This window comes from Shewanella goraebulensis (assembly GCF_030252245.1).
Classification (GTDB): Bacteria; Pseudomonadota; Gammaproteobacteria; order Enterobacterales; family Shewanellaceae; genus Shewanella; species Shewanella goraebulensis.
The window spans coordinates 78879-96268 of record NZ_CP126972.1 but is presented as its reverse complement, the minus strand read 5'-3'; the positions used below and the strand labels follow the sequence as shown (position 1 = coordinate 96268).

The 17390-nt window shown below is 42.2% G+C and carries 19 protein-coding genes; 7 read left to right on the top strand and 12 right to left on the bottom strand.

What is annotated here, in order from left to right; translation table 11 throughout:
- The first annotated feature begins 130 nt into the window (after positions 1-130).
- The gene (gene mtnC, locus QPX86_RS00450; protein ID WP_220753976.1) at positions 131-811 is read left to right on the top strand and encodes an acireductone synthase; all 681 of its coding nucleotides are present in this window, start codon (positions 131-133) and stop codon (positions 809-811) included.
- A gap of 94 nt (positions 812-905) precedes the next feature.
- On the opposite strand, the gene QPX86_RS00445 is transcribed toward mtnC, so the two are convergent.
- Together QPX86_RS00445 and QPX86_RS00440 are read right to left on the bottom strand one after the other, a co-directional pair.
- Positions 906-1916: a Solitary outer membrane autotransporter beta-barrel domain gene (locus tag QPX86_RS00445; protein ID WP_220753975.1), complete on the bottom strand. Its 1011-nt coding sequence runs from the start codon at positions 1914-1916 to the stop codon at positions 906-908.
- Positions 1916-3172: a hypothetical protein gene (locus QPX86_RS00440; RefSeq protein WP_285163826.1), complete on the bottom strand. Its 1257-nt coding sequence runs from the start codon at positions 3170-3172 to the stop codon at positions 1916-1918. The genes QPX86_RS00445 and QPX86_RS00440 overlap by 1 nt, the downstream gene beginning before the upstream one ends.
- Before the next feature lie 153 nt (positions 3173-3325).
- On the opposite strand from QPX86_RS00440, the gene QPX86_RS00435 reads away from it, so the two are divergent.
- Positions 3326-3757 carry an acyl-CoA thioesterase gene (locus QPX86_RS00435; protein WP_220753973.1) on the top strand — a complete coding sequence of 144 codons (432 nt, stop codon included), beginning with the start codon at positions 3326-3328 and terminating at the stop codon, positions 3755-3757.
- A 111-nt stretch (positions 3758-3868) separates the two neighbouring features.
- Here QPX86_RS00435 and QPX86_RS00430 read toward each other — a convergent pair whose 3' ends face one another.
- The 7 genes from QPX86_RS00430 to QPX86_RS00400 all read right to left on the bottom strand — a co-directional run bounded on the left by QPX86_RS00430 (position 3869) and on the right by QPX86_RS00400 (position 10566).
- The gene (locus QPX86_RS00430; protein WP_220753972.1) at positions 3869-4282 is read right to left on the bottom strand and encodes an acyl-CoA thioesterase; all 414 of its coding nucleotides are present in this window, start codon (positions 4280-4282) and stop codon (positions 3869-3871) included.
- 112 nt (positions 4283-4394) lie between these two features.
- Positions 4395-5183 carry a lipase family protein gene (locus QPX86_RS00425; RefSeq protein ID WP_285163825.1) on the bottom strand — a complete coding sequence of 263 codons (789 nt, stop codon included), beginning with the start codon at positions 5181-5183 and terminating at the stop codon, positions 4395-4397.
- Between the two features lie 84 nt (positions 5184-5267).
- Positions 5268-5879: a GyrI-like domain-containing protein gene (locus QPX86_RS00420; protein WP_285163824.1), complete on the bottom strand. Its 612-nt coding sequence runs from the start codon at positions 5877-5879 to the stop codon at positions 5268-5270.
- A 148-nt stretch (positions 5880-6027) separates the two neighbouring features.
- The gene (locus tag QPX86_RS00415) at positions 6028-7821 is read right to left on the bottom strand and encodes an AMP-dependent synthetase/ligase (protein WP_220753969.1); all 1794 of its coding nucleotides are present in this window, start codon (positions 7819-7821) and stop codon (positions 6028-6030) included.
- 117 nt (positions 7822-7938) lie between these two features.
- Positions 7939-9264 (bottom strand): hypothetical protein, encoded by a 1326-nt coding sequence (locus tag QPX86_RS00410; RefSeq protein WP_285163823.1) that lies wholly within the window; start codon positions 9262-9264, stop codon positions 7939-7941.
- Positions 9261-10103 carry an ABC transporter ATP-binding protein gene (locus QPX86_RS00405; RefSeq protein ID WP_285163822.1) on the bottom strand — a complete coding sequence of 281 codons (843 nt, stop codon included), beginning with the start codon at positions 10101-10103 and terminating at the stop codon, positions 9261-9263. Before QPX86_RS00405 ends, QPX86_RS00410 begins: the two co-directional genes overlap by 4 nt.
- Before the next feature lie 88 nt (positions 10104-10191).
- Positions 10192-10566: a GntR family transcriptional regulator gene (locus tag QPX86_RS00400; protein ID WP_285163821.1), complete on the bottom strand. Its 375-nt coding sequence runs from the start codon at positions 10564-10566 to the stop codon at positions 10192-10194.
- A 92-nt stretch (positions 10567-10658) separates the two neighbouring features.
- Between QPX86_RS00400 and QPX86_RS00395 the strand changes: the two genes are divergently transcribed.
- The 4 genes from QPX86_RS00395 (at position 10659) to QPX86_RS00380 (ending at position 14457) form a co-directional block, all read left to right on the top strand.
- Entirely contained in the window at positions 10659-12209 is a 1551-nt protein-coding gene (locus QPX86_RS00395; protein ID WP_407696613.1) for an alpha/beta hydrolase, read from the top strand.
- Between the two features lie 2 nt (positions 12210-12211).
- On the top strand, positions 12212-12946 hold the full coding sequence (locus tag QPX86_RS00390; RefSeq protein ID WP_055024131.1) for an ABC transporter ATP-binding protein: 735 nt from the start codon (positions 12212-12214) through the stop codon (positions 12944-12946).
- Positions 12946-14094, top strand: coding sequence for an ABC transporter permease (locus QPX86_RS00385; RefSeq protein WP_285163820.1), 1149 nt, complete (start codon positions 12946-12948; stop codon positions 14092-14094). Before QPX86_RS00390 ends, QPX86_RS00385 begins: the two co-directional genes overlap by 1 nt.
- Positions 14095-14220: 126 nt before the next feature.
- A complete protein-coding gene (locus QPX86_RS00380) occupies positions 14221-14457 on the top strand; it encodes a hypothetical protein (protein ID WP_220753965.1) in 237 nt (78 codons plus the stop codon).
- A 29-nt stretch (positions 14458-14486) separates the two neighbouring features.
- Here QPX86_RS00380 and QPX86_RS00375 read toward each other — a convergent pair whose 3' ends face one another.
- On the bottom strand, positions 14487-15494 hold the full coding sequence (locus tag QPX86_RS00375) for a GlxA family transcriptional regulator (RefSeq protein WP_285163819.1): 1008 nt from the start codon (positions 15492-15494) through the stop codon (positions 14487-14489).
- Between the two features lie 117 nt (positions 15495-15611).
- Here QPX86_RS00375 and QPX86_RS00370 point away from each other — a divergent pair, with 117 nt between their 5' ends.
- Positions 15612-15791, top strand: a complete 180-nt coding sequence (locus QPX86_RS00370; protein WP_220753963.1) for a hypothetical protein — start codon at positions 15612-15614, stop codon at positions 15789-15791.
- A 227-nt stretch (positions 15792-16018) separates the two neighbouring features.
- Here the strand turns inward: QPX86_RS00370 and mog are convergent, their stop codons facing one another.
- Both mog and QPX86_RS00360 read right to left on the bottom strand, forming a co-directional pair.
- Positions 16019-16552, bottom strand: coding sequence for a molybdopterin adenylyltransferase (gene mog / locus QPX86_RS00365; protein ID WP_220753962.1), 534 nt, complete (start codon positions 16550-16552; stop codon positions 16019-16021).
- Between the two features lie 214 nt (positions 16553-16766).
- Positions 16767-17264 carry an NlpC/P60 family protein gene (locus QPX86_RS00360; protein ID WP_285163818.1) on the bottom strand — a complete coding sequence of 166 codons (498 nt, stop codon included), beginning with the start codon at positions 17262-17264 and terminating at the stop codon, positions 16767-16769.
- Positions 17265-17390: the final 126 nt, after the last annotated feature.

Genomic DNA, 17390 nt, shown 5'->3' with positions numbered 1-17390 from the left:
AGCTAATAACAGTGGAATATCATTGATTTGAGTAATCCTTACCTTTGTTGTTCAATTTGACTAGCCATCAGACCTAATAAAGCTTAGGATCTTGGTCAAGCACATTTAAGGATTGGAGTACGTAGACATTATGGGTATTAGAGCGATTATCGTAGATACAGCTGGCACCACGACTGATCTAGATTTTATTCAAGATGTACTATTCCCGTATTCAAAAAAAGCCATGGGTGATTTTCTTGATAAAAATCAACATAACCCACTGGTTGAATACTGTATCAGCGACGTTCGCGACCTTGCACTAGAGCAAGACGCCTCTGTTGAACGCGTAACAGAAATCCTATCCCAGTGGATTGATGAAGACCGTAAAGCAACGCCACTCAAAACCCTTCAAGGTCTTATTTGGAAGCAAGGTTACGCAAGCGGTGAGTTTACCGGTCATATTTACCCAGATTTCATCGATGCTATTCCACGTATTGAAGCAGCTAATATCCGTATTTACAGCTTCTCTTCAGGTTCAGCTGAAGCGCAAAAAATGTTATTTAGCCACAGCGATGCAGGGGACTTAACACCTAAGTTTAATGGCCATTTTGATACCCGTACGGGGAACAAATTAGACAAACAAGCTTACTGCAATATCCTCAATACTGTTAGTTTGAGCCCGAAACAAGTCTTGTTTGTTTCTGATGTGGTTGAAGAGCTAAAAGCCGCCGATGCTGCCGGGCTACACACTGTGCAAATGGTACGTTTTGATAATCAAAAGACCGCTAAGTTTACTCAAATCAGCGATTTTTCTGCCCTAAAAATTGATTAATCATCCCCTATTTAGCAACAAAAAAACGACCTGCAAGGTCGTTTTTTATTGGCCATCATTCAGGCTCGATTAAATATCTTCATTAAACTCGTTATTAAATATCTTCATTAAACAATAGCACCAAGCTACCGCCACTTAACGCACTATCAATATTCACCGTAACTCCAATTCCTACATTGGTTAACCATGAAGATAACGCAGGAGTTTCAACAATCCAGCCTAGTCCTGTTTCGTAATAATGATTGGTTCCCATGGTATCCACTGCATCACCGGTTAAGTCAATTCGCTTAAACAAAAAGCGCATTTCATTGCGATAACTCATAAGCTCTGGCAGTGGATAATGATAAATAAACGTATTGCTAAACCGGCTAACCTCAGGCGATCCCGATTGAGCAGACCCGTCTGCATGAACGATATTACCGAGGGCATAATTATAACGGCTAATAAACTGCCATTTATTATTCCAAAGATGACCTTGATAATGCACTTGTACTGAAGGGTCAATCATCCACGCATCATAAGAGGTATTAAATACCTGCCCATCAAATAACTCGCGATAGAACTCTATATCAGGGCTATAATCAAAGTCATTACGATACCAAATGTAGTGACCACCCAATCCAAGTTGCATCCCCCAGTTTTCAGATAAGCTATATTTCCAACGCTGTTCTGCTGATAATAAATAACTCTTTTCGTCTAGCTTTTCGGTCATGTTTGCTTGATCAGAAAGCAGTAAAGATTGTTTCGAATTGATGTAAGAGAACTTAACAAAGCTGGCCATTTGCCAATCAGGGGTTAATTCAAGCCATTGACTTTCCCATGGGATCGAGTAAACGCTCAACTCTTTACGGCGCTGAATTGATTCTTTAGACCCTGTATCAATGTTGTCCAAGTCAACGATATTGCTTGGGTCAAAATTAACCACTCCCAAAGACACTAAACTGGCATCCGACAATACAATTGCAGTGGCAATATTACCTTTGGTCACATCACTCAATTTTTGATCAAGAGCACCGTCAGCATTGGCAAAAGACGGGGCACTTATTAGCCCAAAAGCATAGCTAAATACAATACAGTTTAAGACTAAACGCATTGGCTTATTCATCATTCGCTCTTAACCGGAAATGCGGGTGAAACACAAGCTTTTACCAAAAAGTCATAACCGTATCGACTATCCTCTTCATCGGATGGAATGATTTCTAATATCTCGTAGTCATTTAACTCAACCACTTTACTATCCGCTTGAGATTCACAGCGAGAAAACTGGTTACCCTCAAAATAGTAAATAAAATTAGCAATCGTCATTCTCACCATCAAGCGATAACTCTCGCGGATAATATCGTACCGTCGTTCAGCGACTTCATCTGCCCCAACACTCAAACGTTTCACTTCATTTTGCTGCACTTGTTTAATTGATTGCTGAACTGCATCCTCAATCACCTTTTGAGTGCTCGCGGCGATATCTGGAGGAGTATCTTTGTTAGAAGTCGAAGTCACAGAACCAGGAACAGAAACAGGTGCATGCACTGGCTCTGTAGAGCTAAGGCTTTCTATGTCATTATTCTCAGCGACTAAAGTTGTTTCTGTTTCTGCCTCTCCCTTAACCTCTCCCTCAGCCTTAGCTTCAACAATTTTCGCACCAACGGCTGACAGCTTTTGCAAACCAGCATCAATATCTTCAGGTTTTTCACCTGTTTCCTCTTCTAACAATTTGATCATTTTGGCTCTGGGATCACTACTTTCAAAGGTGTTTTCAATATCACTTAATAAATACAGGTTAGCTAACACCACATACGCCAATATCATTCGCAGTAATATAGTGCGTTTTCGATAATGCTCACTATTAGTAAAACGTATTGATTTAACACCAAGCAAGCTAAGTAGTGGCATCAACACAAAGTAAATTGGAATTACCGCTTGCAGCAGCATTAACGCCACTCCGCTCACCAGTACAAACCATACTGGCATATAGAGCAGAATAACGAGATTGTGGGTATAGGTTAAATGATCAGCATCAACGCCTGATACTTCATTAACAACGGATGCAGCCCACACTAATGAGAAGTTAGCGATAATGGCATAAAACAACAACAAAAAAGCTTTACCGGCTAAACTATGCCAAGTTTTAGTAAACAATGGCCAAAACTCAATCATCATTGCAATCATGGCAATGATCCCCACCATCGTCACTCCATCGGTGGTAAACATCAAAAGGAAGGCGATGAAGTACAGCTTTTGCGCCACAGTCAACTTATCGATGATGGTCTTAATATAACTGAGTATCACTCGGGGTAAGGCCGATACACTCACAACAGGACGATAAAGTAGCTGCTGTAATCGTGGGTAGTTAAAGGAGTTCAAGCGGCGCATTCCATAGCAAATAGTGGTTTAACATTATCAAAACATATTGCCTAATTGATAGCAAAGCATTCCATGCTTGTTGAACTAGGTTTTGCCTGTTAACCTGAATAAAAATCAAACAACCGTTTAACTTTATTAGGGAGTAAGATTTATATGGACCAGTTTATTCAGCAACATGCGATTATTACTGAAATTCCAGTAGCATGGGGTGAAATGGATGCACTCAATCACGTCAACAATGTGGTGTATTTTCGCTACTTTGAAACCGCTCGAATTGATTTTTTTAGCCAGATAAACATGATGGCCGAACTTGAAAAAACCGCCGTTGGTCCTGTTTTAAGTGAAACCCACGCGCGTTACAAACGACCAGTGACATTCCCTGATACGTTATTAGTCAGCGTCAATATTAGTGACGTAAAAGAAGACCGCTTTATCATGCATTACCGTATTTTCAGTAAAGCGCAACAAGCGGTAACCACAACTGGCACTGCCAATGTGGTGATGTTTAACTTTAAAACGGGACAAAAAGCCAAGTTGACACCAGAGTTACTTGATGCGTTAAATCAACACTTAGAACAAGCATAAACGTCAGGTTTTAGCTAAGAATTTACAGGGTATGCCACCCAAGATGAGCTAGAAACTTTGATCTGTGCGCGAGCTTTTTGTTACCCGCTCGCGCTTTATCACCCATTAACCTTAAGCCGTCATATCTCCAGTTAATGCCGCCAGTTGTTCCTTCACTTCAGCAGTCATCGGTTGGCTTTTTTCAGCCTGATAATCGTAATGCACCATAGTGGTTTTAGCCTCAGCAGTTTGGCGTCCGTTTTGCCAGCAACTTTGAGCAATCTCGAAACTACTGTTGCCCACTCGGCTGATATGAGTTTTAACGAGTACATCTTGGCCGTAAAAGGTTGGCGCATTAAATGCGATGTTAAATCCTGCAATGATCATGTTCCATTTTGATAAATCTTGGCCTGGATTAACGATTTCAAAAATCGGATCTCGTGCCGCCTCAAACCACACAGGAATGACTGTGTTATTAATATGCCCCAGTGCATCGGTTTCACAAAAACGTGGCGTTAGGGTTAAGCTAAATTGGGTTTCTGACATGCTGACCTCTTGTTATTATTGGCTTTACTGGCTATTACTTAGTTTTATAACTTGTTTAGTAAATAACAAAACTGCTCGCAGTGTAAGTCAGCCAAGAGTTGGGGTCAAAATATTAGATATCATCAAAGAAGTCTTTATTGCGAATGTATTTATGCATGTAATGAAAGGCAAACGGTGACACTATCCAGCTTACAAAGCTCAACAAAAAGCGTTTTATCGGCGGCGTATTTTCATAGACACGTTCGTTGTGCAGCCAGAGCATTTTACCCACATGAAAGAAAATCCCCGGAAGTGGCGGCAAAAAAGTCACTACGTCGATATCACAGCAAATACGATAAGTACGTCGTTGTAATAAATACGCTTTTTGGAAACTCTTAAAACCAGGAGAAGGCTGGCCAAAGGTCACCACACGTTTGATTGAGTTGGGATATAAGCGCTCTAATCGATCAGCGGCTAATATCGCCATCGCGCCACCAGATGAATGCCCCGTCAAAGAAACCCGCTTACCTGCGACTATCAAGGGATAGAGCACCATCTGTAATTGGGAGAATAAACTGATATTAGGATCGTAATGAGGCGGGATCGGATTGGTTTTCTGCTCTAATAAATAATCATATCCAGCATGGACATTATACTTAGTATCAGCAAACTGTTTCGCTTTAGGCCAGCACTGACAGTTAATCAGCCACTCATTGAGGGTTTGCGAGCCTCGAAACACCACTAACACTTCTTTTTTATCTGCATGCCACATTATCCGAGCACAAATATTTCCCCAGCGATTGGCGATATCTCGATAATGTTCATGAGAGAAACCTAGCTTTTCAGGCGAAAAGTCATCTCGATAAGTGACTTTGCATAGCACAGCATAACGTTCATATTGATAGCGTTTTAATTTTTTCAAAGTAGCAGGTTCAGTTAAGCAAACTGAATTGAGAATATAGCCCTTTTATGACACTACTGTGATGGCTTACTGTTAACGTTAAGCTTAAATTTTATATGGTTGCCTAATAACAGTTTTCCAGTTGTCAGGGGCTGCACGACGAATGTCGGACAAATATATCTCGTGATGTTTACCCGATAAGGTAAACCCAGCAGACTCAATAAAGCCATGTACTTTAGCAACTGTTGGGCCTTCTTCTGAAAAGGGCCCCACATGCAGAATCTGCGCGCATGAACCTTCACTGAAAGATGCAAAGCGTACCAATTCTATCGCCGCTAAATCCTTTTTCAATTTCACTTGGCTGATGGCCGCTTCAACTAATGCCTTATCAACCCAATCAGGCTGCATAATCATCATGGTCCATTGCCAGTTATGTTTATTATCATTGATAAAGTCATCCATATCCTCAGCCCACCATAAACCTTCAAGTGGGAGTACACCGTAATCAACGTCGGTGACGCCCTTTTTGATCATAAACTTAATAGTATAAGCGACTGAATATAGTGCCTCTATAGCCTCCGCATACTGTGGGCTTCCAGGCTCACCTTTGCCGTCTACCATCAAGTAATGCATTGGTGGCACTTCAACACTGACTACCTGTTTTTTCGACGGCAGATATAAGTGTTTCAGTTGTTTCTTAACATCGATTTTAGCCATGGTTTACTCGGGTAATTTCAGATAAGGCATATAGAACTGATCATAATACCTATAACTGATTGCTGCTTGAATGCTTTCCTTAGAAAGCAGGCACAAAAAAGGGCACCATTAGATGCCCTTTAAAAACTTCATTTAACTCTAGACGAGATTACTTCGCGTACATCGCATCAATCTCATTAACGTACTTTGAGTAAATCTTCTTACGACGCAGTTTCATGGTTGGGGTAATTAAGCCCGACTCCATCGAAAAGGCTTCTGGCAATAAGGTAAATTTCTTAATTTTCTCAAATCCCGCTAGCTCGTGTTGTAGCTCTTTCAAACGTTGCTCAAAATGCTCTACCACTTGGCTATGGCGTAACAGTTCTATTGGGTTTTCAAACTTAATCTCATGTTCTTTGGCCCAAGATTCAAGTGACTCAAACGCAGGTACAATTAACGCCGATACATAGTTACGGGCATCAGCCACAATCGCAACTTGTTCGATGAACGGGCAACAGCTCACTTTACCTTCAACACGTTGCGGTGCGATGTATTTACCGTTCGAGGTTTTCATCAGCTCTTTAATGCGGTCGGTAATGTATAGGTTACCTTCAGCATCTAACATGCCTGCATCACCGGTTTTTAACCAACCATCTTCAAACGCTTCTTCAGTATCTTGTGGACGGTTAAAGTAACCACGCATCACGGTGTCACCACGTACTAAAATTTCGTTATTAGCACCGATTTTCACTTCCATAGCACTCAGTGGTTTACCGTTTGAACCAGACACTCGATTATCAAGCGTATTACACGTCACGGTGGCACAGGTTTCAGTCATGCCGTAGCCACACAAGATTGGCACACCAATACTGTGGAAAAAGCCGCCAACATTAACATCTAATGCAGCGCCGCCAACAGGCATAAACTTAAGGCGACCGCCTAATACATTCTGTAATTTGCTGAATACTAATTTGTTAGCCAGCTTCCATTGCACAGATAATGCGGCGCTGGCTTTCTTGCGACCTTGGCCGACTTCAAACTGTCGTGAACCCACACCAATAGCCCAGTTAAATAGTTTTTGACGTATTGCTGGCGCACTGTTCACTTTGTCATGCACAGCGCTATACACTTTTTCTAAAAAGCGTGGCACGACACATAAGGTATGCGGGCGAACTTCAGCAATCGCCTCTTTAACGCGGTTTGTATCAGCAAGGTAAACATTATGACCACCACGACACAATACATAAAAACTCCAACCACGTTCAAACACATGGCTAAGTGGTAAGAATGCCAATGAGACATCACCCGCTTTAAAAGCAATTTCTGTATCGTGTTGTTCGATCATCGAGGCAATATTACGATAATCCAGCATCACACCTTTAGGATCGCCAGTCGTACCAGAGGTATAAATAAGGGTTAATAAGTCATCAAGATTGGTTTGCGATAAACGCAGCTCAAGTTCAGCTTCGCTTGCAGGCGTTGTCTCTGCAATCAGGATATCGTCAAAATGGAAATGCTCATCTGAGGCCAGCTTAACATTGCTGTCAAACACCACGACATGCTCAACAGTTGGACACTGTGCTTGGATTTTACATGCTGTTGCGTATTGACTCTCATCACCTGCAAAAATGACTTTAGCGCGGGCATCATTAACGATGAAAACAGCTTGTTCCATTGGGCTTGTTGGGTAAACAGGTACGACTACGGTTCGTGCTTTAAGTGCGCCAATATCTGCACATGTCCATTGTGGGCTGTTTTGCGCAACGATAACCACTTTGTCTTGGGCTTGTAGACCAAAATCAATTAACAGCTGTGCCACTTTATTAGTAATAGTATCAAATTGGCTCCATGAAACTTTGTTCCAAGGGGCTGCCATCTCAAATCCTTCGAGTGCGATGTTATCTTCTAATGCTGTGCTTTGCTGCTGTAGAAGTCTGACTAAATGAAATTGTTCGAGAGACATTAATAATTACCTTTTAGCTTACAAGTGTTCCGCTTTTTGGCATTCTACTTTAAGCCATACAGAAAAATAAGAGTTTTTAGTCTAAATTAGCGTCAATTCACAGATTATCGCTACATTTTACAAACTGGCAACACCATTTTTCCATAATTTGTTTCTGCTGATAACCAGTAAAACAGCCATTAACAGTAATAACCCTAAATCTCCCCAATAATATCCAAGACTTATAGCATTCTCTTCTCGTAAGGTAACGAGCGACGTCGATAACCATACAGAGCTAAAGATCACGATCAGCATTGAAGAACTTACTTGAAGTACCGAACGGCTCATCGCACCAAAAGCAAGTGCTAAGCCAGATGCCCAAGTAGTACTGGCGACGACATGTAAGCCGACCATTAACGAAATTTGTGAATTAAACTGAGCAGATAACAAGACAATCAGTGACATAATTGCAATTACGATCATCAACAAACGTAATTGAGAATTAAAAAACTGACCTACTAAACCCGTTTTGCCACTAAAGCTGGGCAGCATATATAGGGTTTCAGCTGCCCGCCAACGCTGAACACGTGTCCAGTGAATTAAACAGCACACCATAATCATCAACTGCGACAGCACCATTAATACCGGGACATCAGCTTCCATGTATGCAGACAGAAAAATAGCGGCAACACTCAAAATAGGTACGACAATTAATATCATGCCGAGCATCGGGCCGACAAAGTAGCTTGCAGGATGCAGATAACGACTCAATTTCATAAACCAGCGATTTTGCCCTGCAATAGGACCAATCATCCAACCAGTTTCTAAGCCATTTAAATAAATCGCTCTGGCATCGTCATTCCAGCTTAGACGTAATAATTGTCTATCAATTAAAAAGCCAAGTAGCACAGGCAGAAGCACTAAATAACTCACAATCACTTCAGGTAAATACACGATCACTTCGGGTGCCAAAGGGATAAATACAAACACAAATACCGATAAGTTAAATCGCTGTGGCTTGATTAAACACACATAAATAAATCCCATACCAATACTGAAAAACAGCATTAACGTCCCTATGCTCTCCTGCTCAGTGGACTCAAATACTATGTAGCAAATCAATGACATCAGAATAAAAACACTAATGGCTTGAACCATTACTTGCTTACGGTAATGCGGAATAAGCGCTGCGTGCTCACTAGCAGTCAATTTAATAAACTGCCAAGCAACAGTAGCGGAGACAGATAAAATACACATCCCCAAGGTAAGATTAATCACTTCAACTTTTTCAGGCTTAGTCAGTAACGTCAGTACGGCAAGCCCTAACCCAAGTAAAGCCACCAGTAAGAAGCTCAAACTGCCAAAATCGCGGATCCATATCGAGTAAAAACCTTTATATGGATTACGAAATGCACCTTTACCCGGCTTAGTTTGTGAGTTGGTTATGGGGTGTCGACTATTCATCGGTGTAGTTCCATGAACAGTTGCTCTAAATTGAGCGTGGTTTTGTTTAGTGCGCCTGCTATTTCAGCTTGATCAGCATTGTCCACCAGCACTTGTTGTTGATTTCGATTCAATACCCTTACACCATCAGGTAAGGTTTGGTTTTCAGCAAGCTGTACTAACATCACTTCTTCACGTAACGCATCAATTTCTTTAAATAGTACGAGTTCACCTTGTTTAATTAAGGCCACATGGCTGGCAACACGCTCTAAATCTGAAGTAATGTGTGAAGAAAACAACACGGCAGAACCTGACTCCAAGGCAAGCTCAAACAAGTCCCCCATAAACTGACGACGAACGATAGGATCTAAACTGGCAACGGGTTCATCAAGGATAAGTAATTGCGGGCGGTAGGCCATGGCCATGATAAGTGCTAAGGATTGACGTTGCCCCACTGATAATTTTTGCACTTGTTGGTTAGCTTCAAGCCCAAAGCGATTTAACCAATCTAACTCGAGCGACTTATCCCATTCAGGGTAAAAGCTGCTGTGCAGTTCAAGCGCACTAGCAATGGTAAAACCCTCATAGCCAAAAGGTTGCTGCGGCACATAACCAATTTTAGACTTTGCCTCGATAGACAGTTCAGCTGCTTGCTCACCTAAAGCCGTAATTTCGCCCGCATCAATGTTCAGTATGCCAAGGGCTGTGCGCATTAAGGTGGATTTACCCGCACCGTTTTGACCTAATAAACCCACGACCATCCCAGCCGAGAGGCTAAAGCTCAGTTGCTTTAATACTGCCTTGTCTTCAAATCGTTTATCGACTTGCTTAAACTCAAGAATTACTTCAGAGCTGTCCATTAACTTATTCCTTGTTATCTTGGCCGAAATATCTGTTTTTATAGCGTGTTATTCAATACTTCGGACTCATCACGATTAACATTACTGATCACTTGTCCCACTGCTGACTTAGCAAAGCTTGTAAGTCTTCTAAGTTGATACCTAATTGCTTAGCTTGGCTAATTAAATCATTGGTTTGCGGTGCTAATAATTGCAAACTTGAAGTAGTTGGCGCATCTTGCTTGTTGGCAACTCGGGTCGGTTGACCACGACGACGCTCAAGCCAGCCTTGTTCTACTAATTGTTGAATAGCACGTGAAACTGTCATTGGATTCACGGCTAAATGTTCGGCCAGTTGTCTCACTGATGGCAACACTTGATCCACTTGTAGTTGGCCACCCACGATTAATCGCACAATTTGCTCATGCAATTGTCGGTAAATTGGTTCGCCACTACTGGGGTTGACTTTTATTAGTTCTAGCATTAGCCTTTACTTACTGTATTAATACATTGATACACCGATACACTAATGTTAAGTTACCACAATCATCCTGAAATGCAAAAAGGAAAGATGTAATGAACATCGGAAAAGTTATGTTGCAAGGAACCTATAACAAGGTAAGCAATGCCCGTTGGCTGACAACAAAATCAAAGCTGATAAGCGCCGTTCAAGTTGGTTTACTGTCTATGATGAGCTTATCTGCTGTGGCAGATGAAAGCACTGTTGCTATTGAACAAGCTCCACTTTCAGCGTGTTATGTTGATGGTTTATCTGAGCAAGTGCAGTGCGGCTCATTATTATTGGCTGAAAATCCAGCCAAGCCTGATGGCAAGAAAATCACCGTTCATTACGCTGTATTACCAGCGATTAAACCCAGCTTTAAAAAACAAGCCATGCTTGCCATTGCTGGCGGACCAGGACAATCAGCCATTGAAAATGCCGCAGGGTTTGACCGCGTACTGGCTAAAGTCCGTCAAGATCGCGACATTTTATTGATTGACCAACGTGGGACTGGGCAATCTAATATCTTAGCCTGTGATGATGACGATATGTCAGTGCTATCGTTTAATGATGACGATATGGACTATGTGAAAGACACTCAAGCCTGCTTAGATGAAATAGATGCTGATGTCACTCAATATGGCAGCTTAACGGCGTTAACTGACTTTGAAGCTATTCGCCAACACTTAGGTTATGAAAAACTGCATTTATATGGTGTATCGTACGGTACCCGTATGGCGCAGCTATATATGCGTGAACATCCAAATGCGATTGCCACCGTGACTTTAGATGGTGTTGTACCAATGCAGCAAAGTGTTATCGCTATTGGTGAAGCCATCGATAGAGGCTACGCCCTTCTTTTTAAAGACTGTCAGCAAAACAGTTTATGCGGTCAGCAATTCCCGGATCTTGAACAAGATTTCATCTCTGTCGATAATCAGTTAGCTGAATCCCCAGTCAAGACACAAGTACGCGATCCACAAACTGATGAACTAACCAGCTTTTTGCTGACTCGAGGTAAATTTAACGGTGCGATTAGAATGGCGCTATACATGCCCAACATTCGCTCGTTAACGCCGCATGCAATTCATCAAGCCGCTCTGGGGAACTACCAACCCATATTAGGCATTTACACCTTAACCTCAGATAGCACAGGTATCGCCATGGGAATGCACGCCTCTGTAGTTTGTGGCGAAGACATTCATCGCATCACAACAAGCATGCGCGAACAAGCACAAGACTCTTACATGGGAGGCACCATGATAGAAGGACTAGAGGCAACGTGCAGCGTGTGGAATATGCCGCAAGTAGATAACAGCTTTAGCGATGCTATCGCAAGTGACATTCCTACCCTCTTGCTTTCAGGTGAGCTAGATCCTGCAACGCCACCAAGCTGGGGCGATATGGCCACAGAAAAACTCACTAATGCTAAACATTTTGTCTCTGAATTTGCTACCCATGGCGTGGCTTATCAAAGCTGCGGTAACGATCTCATCGCAGATTTAGTTAGCAGTGGCTCGATAGATAACATTGACGGTAAATGCTTAGAAAAGGATGTCCGTAGAAGCTTTTACTTAAATGCCAACTCAGTTGAAACCCTTTCAGCTGCCGCTGAGGAAGAATAATCATGATTACTGTATCGAATTTATCGAAAAAAATTGGCGACGTACAAGCACTGGATAACCTCAGCTTTAGTGCTCATGACGGTCATATTACTGGACTACTTGGCCCAAATGGCGCGGGTAAAACCACCTGTCTACGAACAGTGTTTGGCTTATTAGCGGCAGATGAAGGCCATGCCGAAATCGATGGTATTGATGTTGCCAAAGAGCCGACAAAAGCAAAAGCACAATTAGGTTTATTCCCAGACCCGTTTGGTTTATATGAGCGATTATCGCCAAGAGAATACATTAGCTACTTTGCCGAACTCAGCGGCATGTCAAAGGCTGATGCTAAACAAGCAACAGCCAATGTCATCGCGCAATTAAAACTCGAAGATATTGCCGACCGTCGATGTAAAGGTTTCTCACAAGGGCAACGCATGAAAACTGCATTAGCCCAAGCGATAGTGCACCAGCCAACCAACATCATTTTAGACGAGCCAACACGTGGCTTAGATGTCATGAGTACCAGGTTACTGCGAGATATTTTGATTGAGCTTAAAAAAGCAGGCCATTGCGTGTTGTTTTCAAGCCACGTCATGCAAGAAGTGGCCGCTTTATGTGACCAAGTCATCGTGATGGCTAACGGTAAAGTGGTTGCCACAGGTAGCCCAGAAGAGCTTTGCCAACAAACGGGTGAAACCTCACTGGAAGAAGCCTTTATTAAACTCATCGGTACTGACGAAGGAATCGCAGCCTAATGAAAACAGTTATAGCAATGGTTCGCAAAGAACTCATCGATGCAATGCGTGACAAACGCTCAGTAATGGCAGGTCTATATTATGCCATCGGTACCCCGCTGTTAATGTGCGGCATGTTTATGGTGTTGATTGGGCAACTATCGACCCCTGAAGATCTCAACATCAAGATCACCAATGCCGACAACGCGCCTGATCTAGTCCGATTCTTAAATAATCGCGGCATTAACGCTTCAACTGACGAAGGGGTTACAGCTAAAGATGTCAAAGATATCGAGCTCTTCATCAGTGACGATTACGCAGCGCACATGGCGAAAGCAAAGCCTGCTGAAATCACCTTAATCGCCGATAACTCAAATGAAAAGCTACAGCAATCCATTCGCAGAGTTGAAAACCAACTGCAAGCCTACAGCGGTGAAATGGGCAGCTTACGTCTCATTGCACGTGGGATTAACCCCGCTGTTGTGCAGCCAATTAAAGTGGTAGTAGAAGATCAAGCAACGCCAGATTCTAAAGGCGGCTTTATTTTAGGAATTGCCATTTTCACCATGATTTATTCGGTGTTTATCTCAGGCATGAACCTGGCTATTGATACCAGTGCGGGCGAACGTGAACGTAATTCATTAGCACTGCTGTTAAGCCACCCTATTAGTACACGCCAATTAGTACTAGGTAAAATCATTGCAGTCACCTGCTTTGCATTGCTGGGCTTATTGCTGATTTTAATCGTGTCTAAATTTGCCTACACCTTTGTGCCTTGGCAAGAGCTTGGCTTTAGCGTAAATATTTCGCCAGACTTTATGGGGCTAATGCTATTTATTGGCATTCCACTCGCCATTATGGCGGCGACCCTACAATTGTTTGTGTCATTTATGGCCAAAACATTTAAAGAGGCTCAGTCCTATCTCACCATGGTGCTGTTTGTCCCGCTCGCTTTATCAATGGCAGCGAGCTACAACATCGCCCCTGATGTACTGGAATGGTTACCTGTTTCAGGTCAACAGCAAGCCCTAATGGCCTTTATTAAAGGACGGGAAATACCAATGCTGCAATTATTGGTGTCATCTGCAGCCACACTGGTACTGTCAATTGCACTGGCATTAGGGCTAGAGAAACTGCTGAAAAGCGAGAAAGTAGTATTTGGTTTGTAAACGTTAAAGGCATGCATGGGTAAGGTTGAATACCAAGCTTGCTCATCATGCTAATACCAATCTGGATAAATAAGTGATCATTCTAATGCTGATTGGTATAAACCCTCATATAGGAAGGAGTCTGTTATGGAACAAGAATACGCCATTGTAGCTTTAGTCATTGTGATTACTGTTGGCACTACAGCGACTGAAATTTTTAAGCAGTATATGAAATCAAAAAGCGCTAATAAGTCAGGTCATCAAACTGAAGAAATGAAGTTACTGCGACAACAAAACAATGAACTCAAGCAGCGAATTGCCACTCTTGAGAAAATTGTCACTGAGCCAGAGTATGATTTAAAGCAGCAAATTAACTCACTTTAGTTGGCACTCAAAGCCCAAAAAAAGTATCGCTAGCAGCAGGCATGGGTATTAAATTTTTGTCGATAAGCACGCGGGCTTAAACTGGTAAGCTGGATGAATAGTTTTCTAAACGAGCTAACATCCTCATACCCGACCCGCTCGACAATTTGCTCAATGGCCAATTCTGTTGTTTCTAGCAACCTTTTTGCTTCATCTACTCGAAGGCGCTGCATATAGCTCGCTGGCGTTTCATTCACGGCTTTTTTAAAGCGCCTAATCAACGTGCGCTTGCCTACGGCAAACTTATCTGCAATGTCATCTAACAACCAGTGTTGGCTCAAGTCATCCTGCATCCAACGCTGGACGTTATGTATTAATTCGTCTTTATGCTGTTCAGGATTAATCGCCATTGTCATAAAGGGTTGTTGAGAGCTGCGATTAGGATCGATCAGCAATATTTTCGCCATCTGCTGCGCCATTTGTTCACCCGCTAAAATCGAAATAAGATGCAGCGCCAAGCTTAAATTTGAGGTGGTCGCGCCTGCGGTATGTATATGGCCATCAGACACCACTAATGAATCCATACATAACTTCACATCTTTGAAATTGCGCTCAAACATCTCGCTAAGCCACCACACTGTTGTGGCTCGCCTTTGGCTTAATAAGCCAGATGCAGCAAGCAGTAATGTTGCTGAACAATAAGCCGCAACAGGCTTTTCAGCAGCTGAAAAGCGCGACAGTGGTGCTATTAAAGGCTCAAAATCGGTTAAAAATGCTTGAAACTCAGCCCGATTAGTCACAAAGGCCGAGGCCAGAATAACGGCATCAGCCTGCAAAATATCATCAGGATGCGCTAGCCCTTTGGCGGGTACTTCAAAACCTTGATTGGTTTTTACGTTATGACCGTCAGCTGAAATGACATGACAATGAAACAAGTCTTCTTTGACATCTTGATTAATACGACGCCAATAGGCATTACAAAAACTAAATACATCTAAAAAGCTCACCAGGCCGCTCGCCACCACGTTACCCGCCGCTAAAATATAAATTGTTTTCATCACGACCTCAAAATGTCACTTTTGACTTTATATTTGTCAATAATGACACTTAAAATCAATTTGTCTAGTTTTTATACTGTTAATCACAGTGAGTCATTAGCAGTAAGGACACAAGTCATGAAAAAAGTCAGCCAGCATATTATTGTCAGTTTGAGTTATCTTTTCGTCAGTTGGGGGTTATTACTGTCACTAAACTTCAGTACTGCACCCAATGTATTTGTACATCTCATTGCCATTCCATTTCTTGCCATATTTTCTGGCTATAGCGCGCATTTGATCTTTAGAAAAGGGCTGTAGTCATTAGCTGCAGTCATCCGTTATGTCGAAAATAAGCAACTAGCGATAATTGAGAAGAGCCGCAATAGATAGGCTTACAAGTGCTCATTACAATCATGTGATGATGACTGATAAATGACGGGCTAAGCGCGGTGTAATACAGAAGGGTTAAGCTTTGATGAATGGTTTGAAATGTAGCTATAGGGTGAAGACATAAGCATTTCACCCTATAGTAAACAAATATTAGATTACTTTGCTTTTGGTCTGAACGGCTTGATGACTGACTCATCACACTCTAAGAATGGGCCATCCATTAAATCAATGCAGTATGGAATTGCTGGGAATACCGCATCTAAACATTCACGAATTGATTTTGGTTTGCCAGGTAAGTTAACAATCAGCGAGTCACCACGTAAACCAGCTGTTTGACGAGATAAAATAGCTGTAGGCACAAACTTTAATGATTCAGCGCGCATTAGCTCACCAAAGCCTGGCATCATTCGATCGCAAACGGCTTCTGTCGCTTCAGGTGTCACATCACGCTTAGCAGGACCTGTACCGCCAGTAGTGACAATCAAGCTACAGTTTTGCACATCGGCCATATCAATTAACGTGGCTTCAATATCTGCAGTTTCATCAGGAATTACCTTATAAACAGGTTCCCACTCTGATGTTAAATACTCATTTAGCACATCAATAATGGCTTTTCCCGATAAATCTTCATACACGCCTGCACTTGCACGGTCACTTACCGTAACAATACCGATTTTAGCTTTGGTCATGACAAAATCCTTAAACTTGATCATTTAATTGCTGTACGTCTAAATTAAAATTAGACTTTAGATGCGGCTAAAATACCACAATTTTACTCTTTAGGCGGAGAGATTGATCAAGAGTTAACAACACAGGTTTGTAGATCTTAGACTTAGGTAAACTTGCTCATCGGGAATAGGCAACGATAAAAGAAAACAGCATTCGCCACCAATAAGATCAGCACTATAAACGACTCGCAAACCAATAGCGGGGTTTCCAGTAAACATTATCCATACTGGAAATCATCACCCCTTTTTTAGTCGACACATGCAAAAAACGATGGCCGGATAAATAGATCCCGACATGGCGTCCACTACCTGTGGTTTTAAAAAACACTAAATCACCACTTTGCAGATCACTTTTTGCAATACGGTTGCCCAAGCTGGTTTGTCCCCGCACCGTTCTTGGAATACTTGATCCGATAAGATCTTGATAAGCAACATACACCAGCCCAGAACAATCTATGCCTTGTGGAGACAACCCGCCTAAACGATATGGCGTACCTTGCCATTGCTGATGAAATTTCAGTAATTGCACTTCATTCCAAAGTGTACCTTCAGCCTTAACGGGGATCCTCTCTTGACTAGCATCGCCATGGGCCTGCGAGCTATTTGTATCAGGCTGGCTCGCACATGCTGATAAAAACAGACCAATGCACATTACCAGACTCAATCTGAGCATGCTTTATTTCCACCTATCTACTAGTTAAAAACTAGCATAAACCCATGCTAGAACAAGAAGTGCCAGTGTAATACCGTTTTACTTGAAATTCAGTGCTAAAATCAGCAATTTCCCAAACGCGACCAA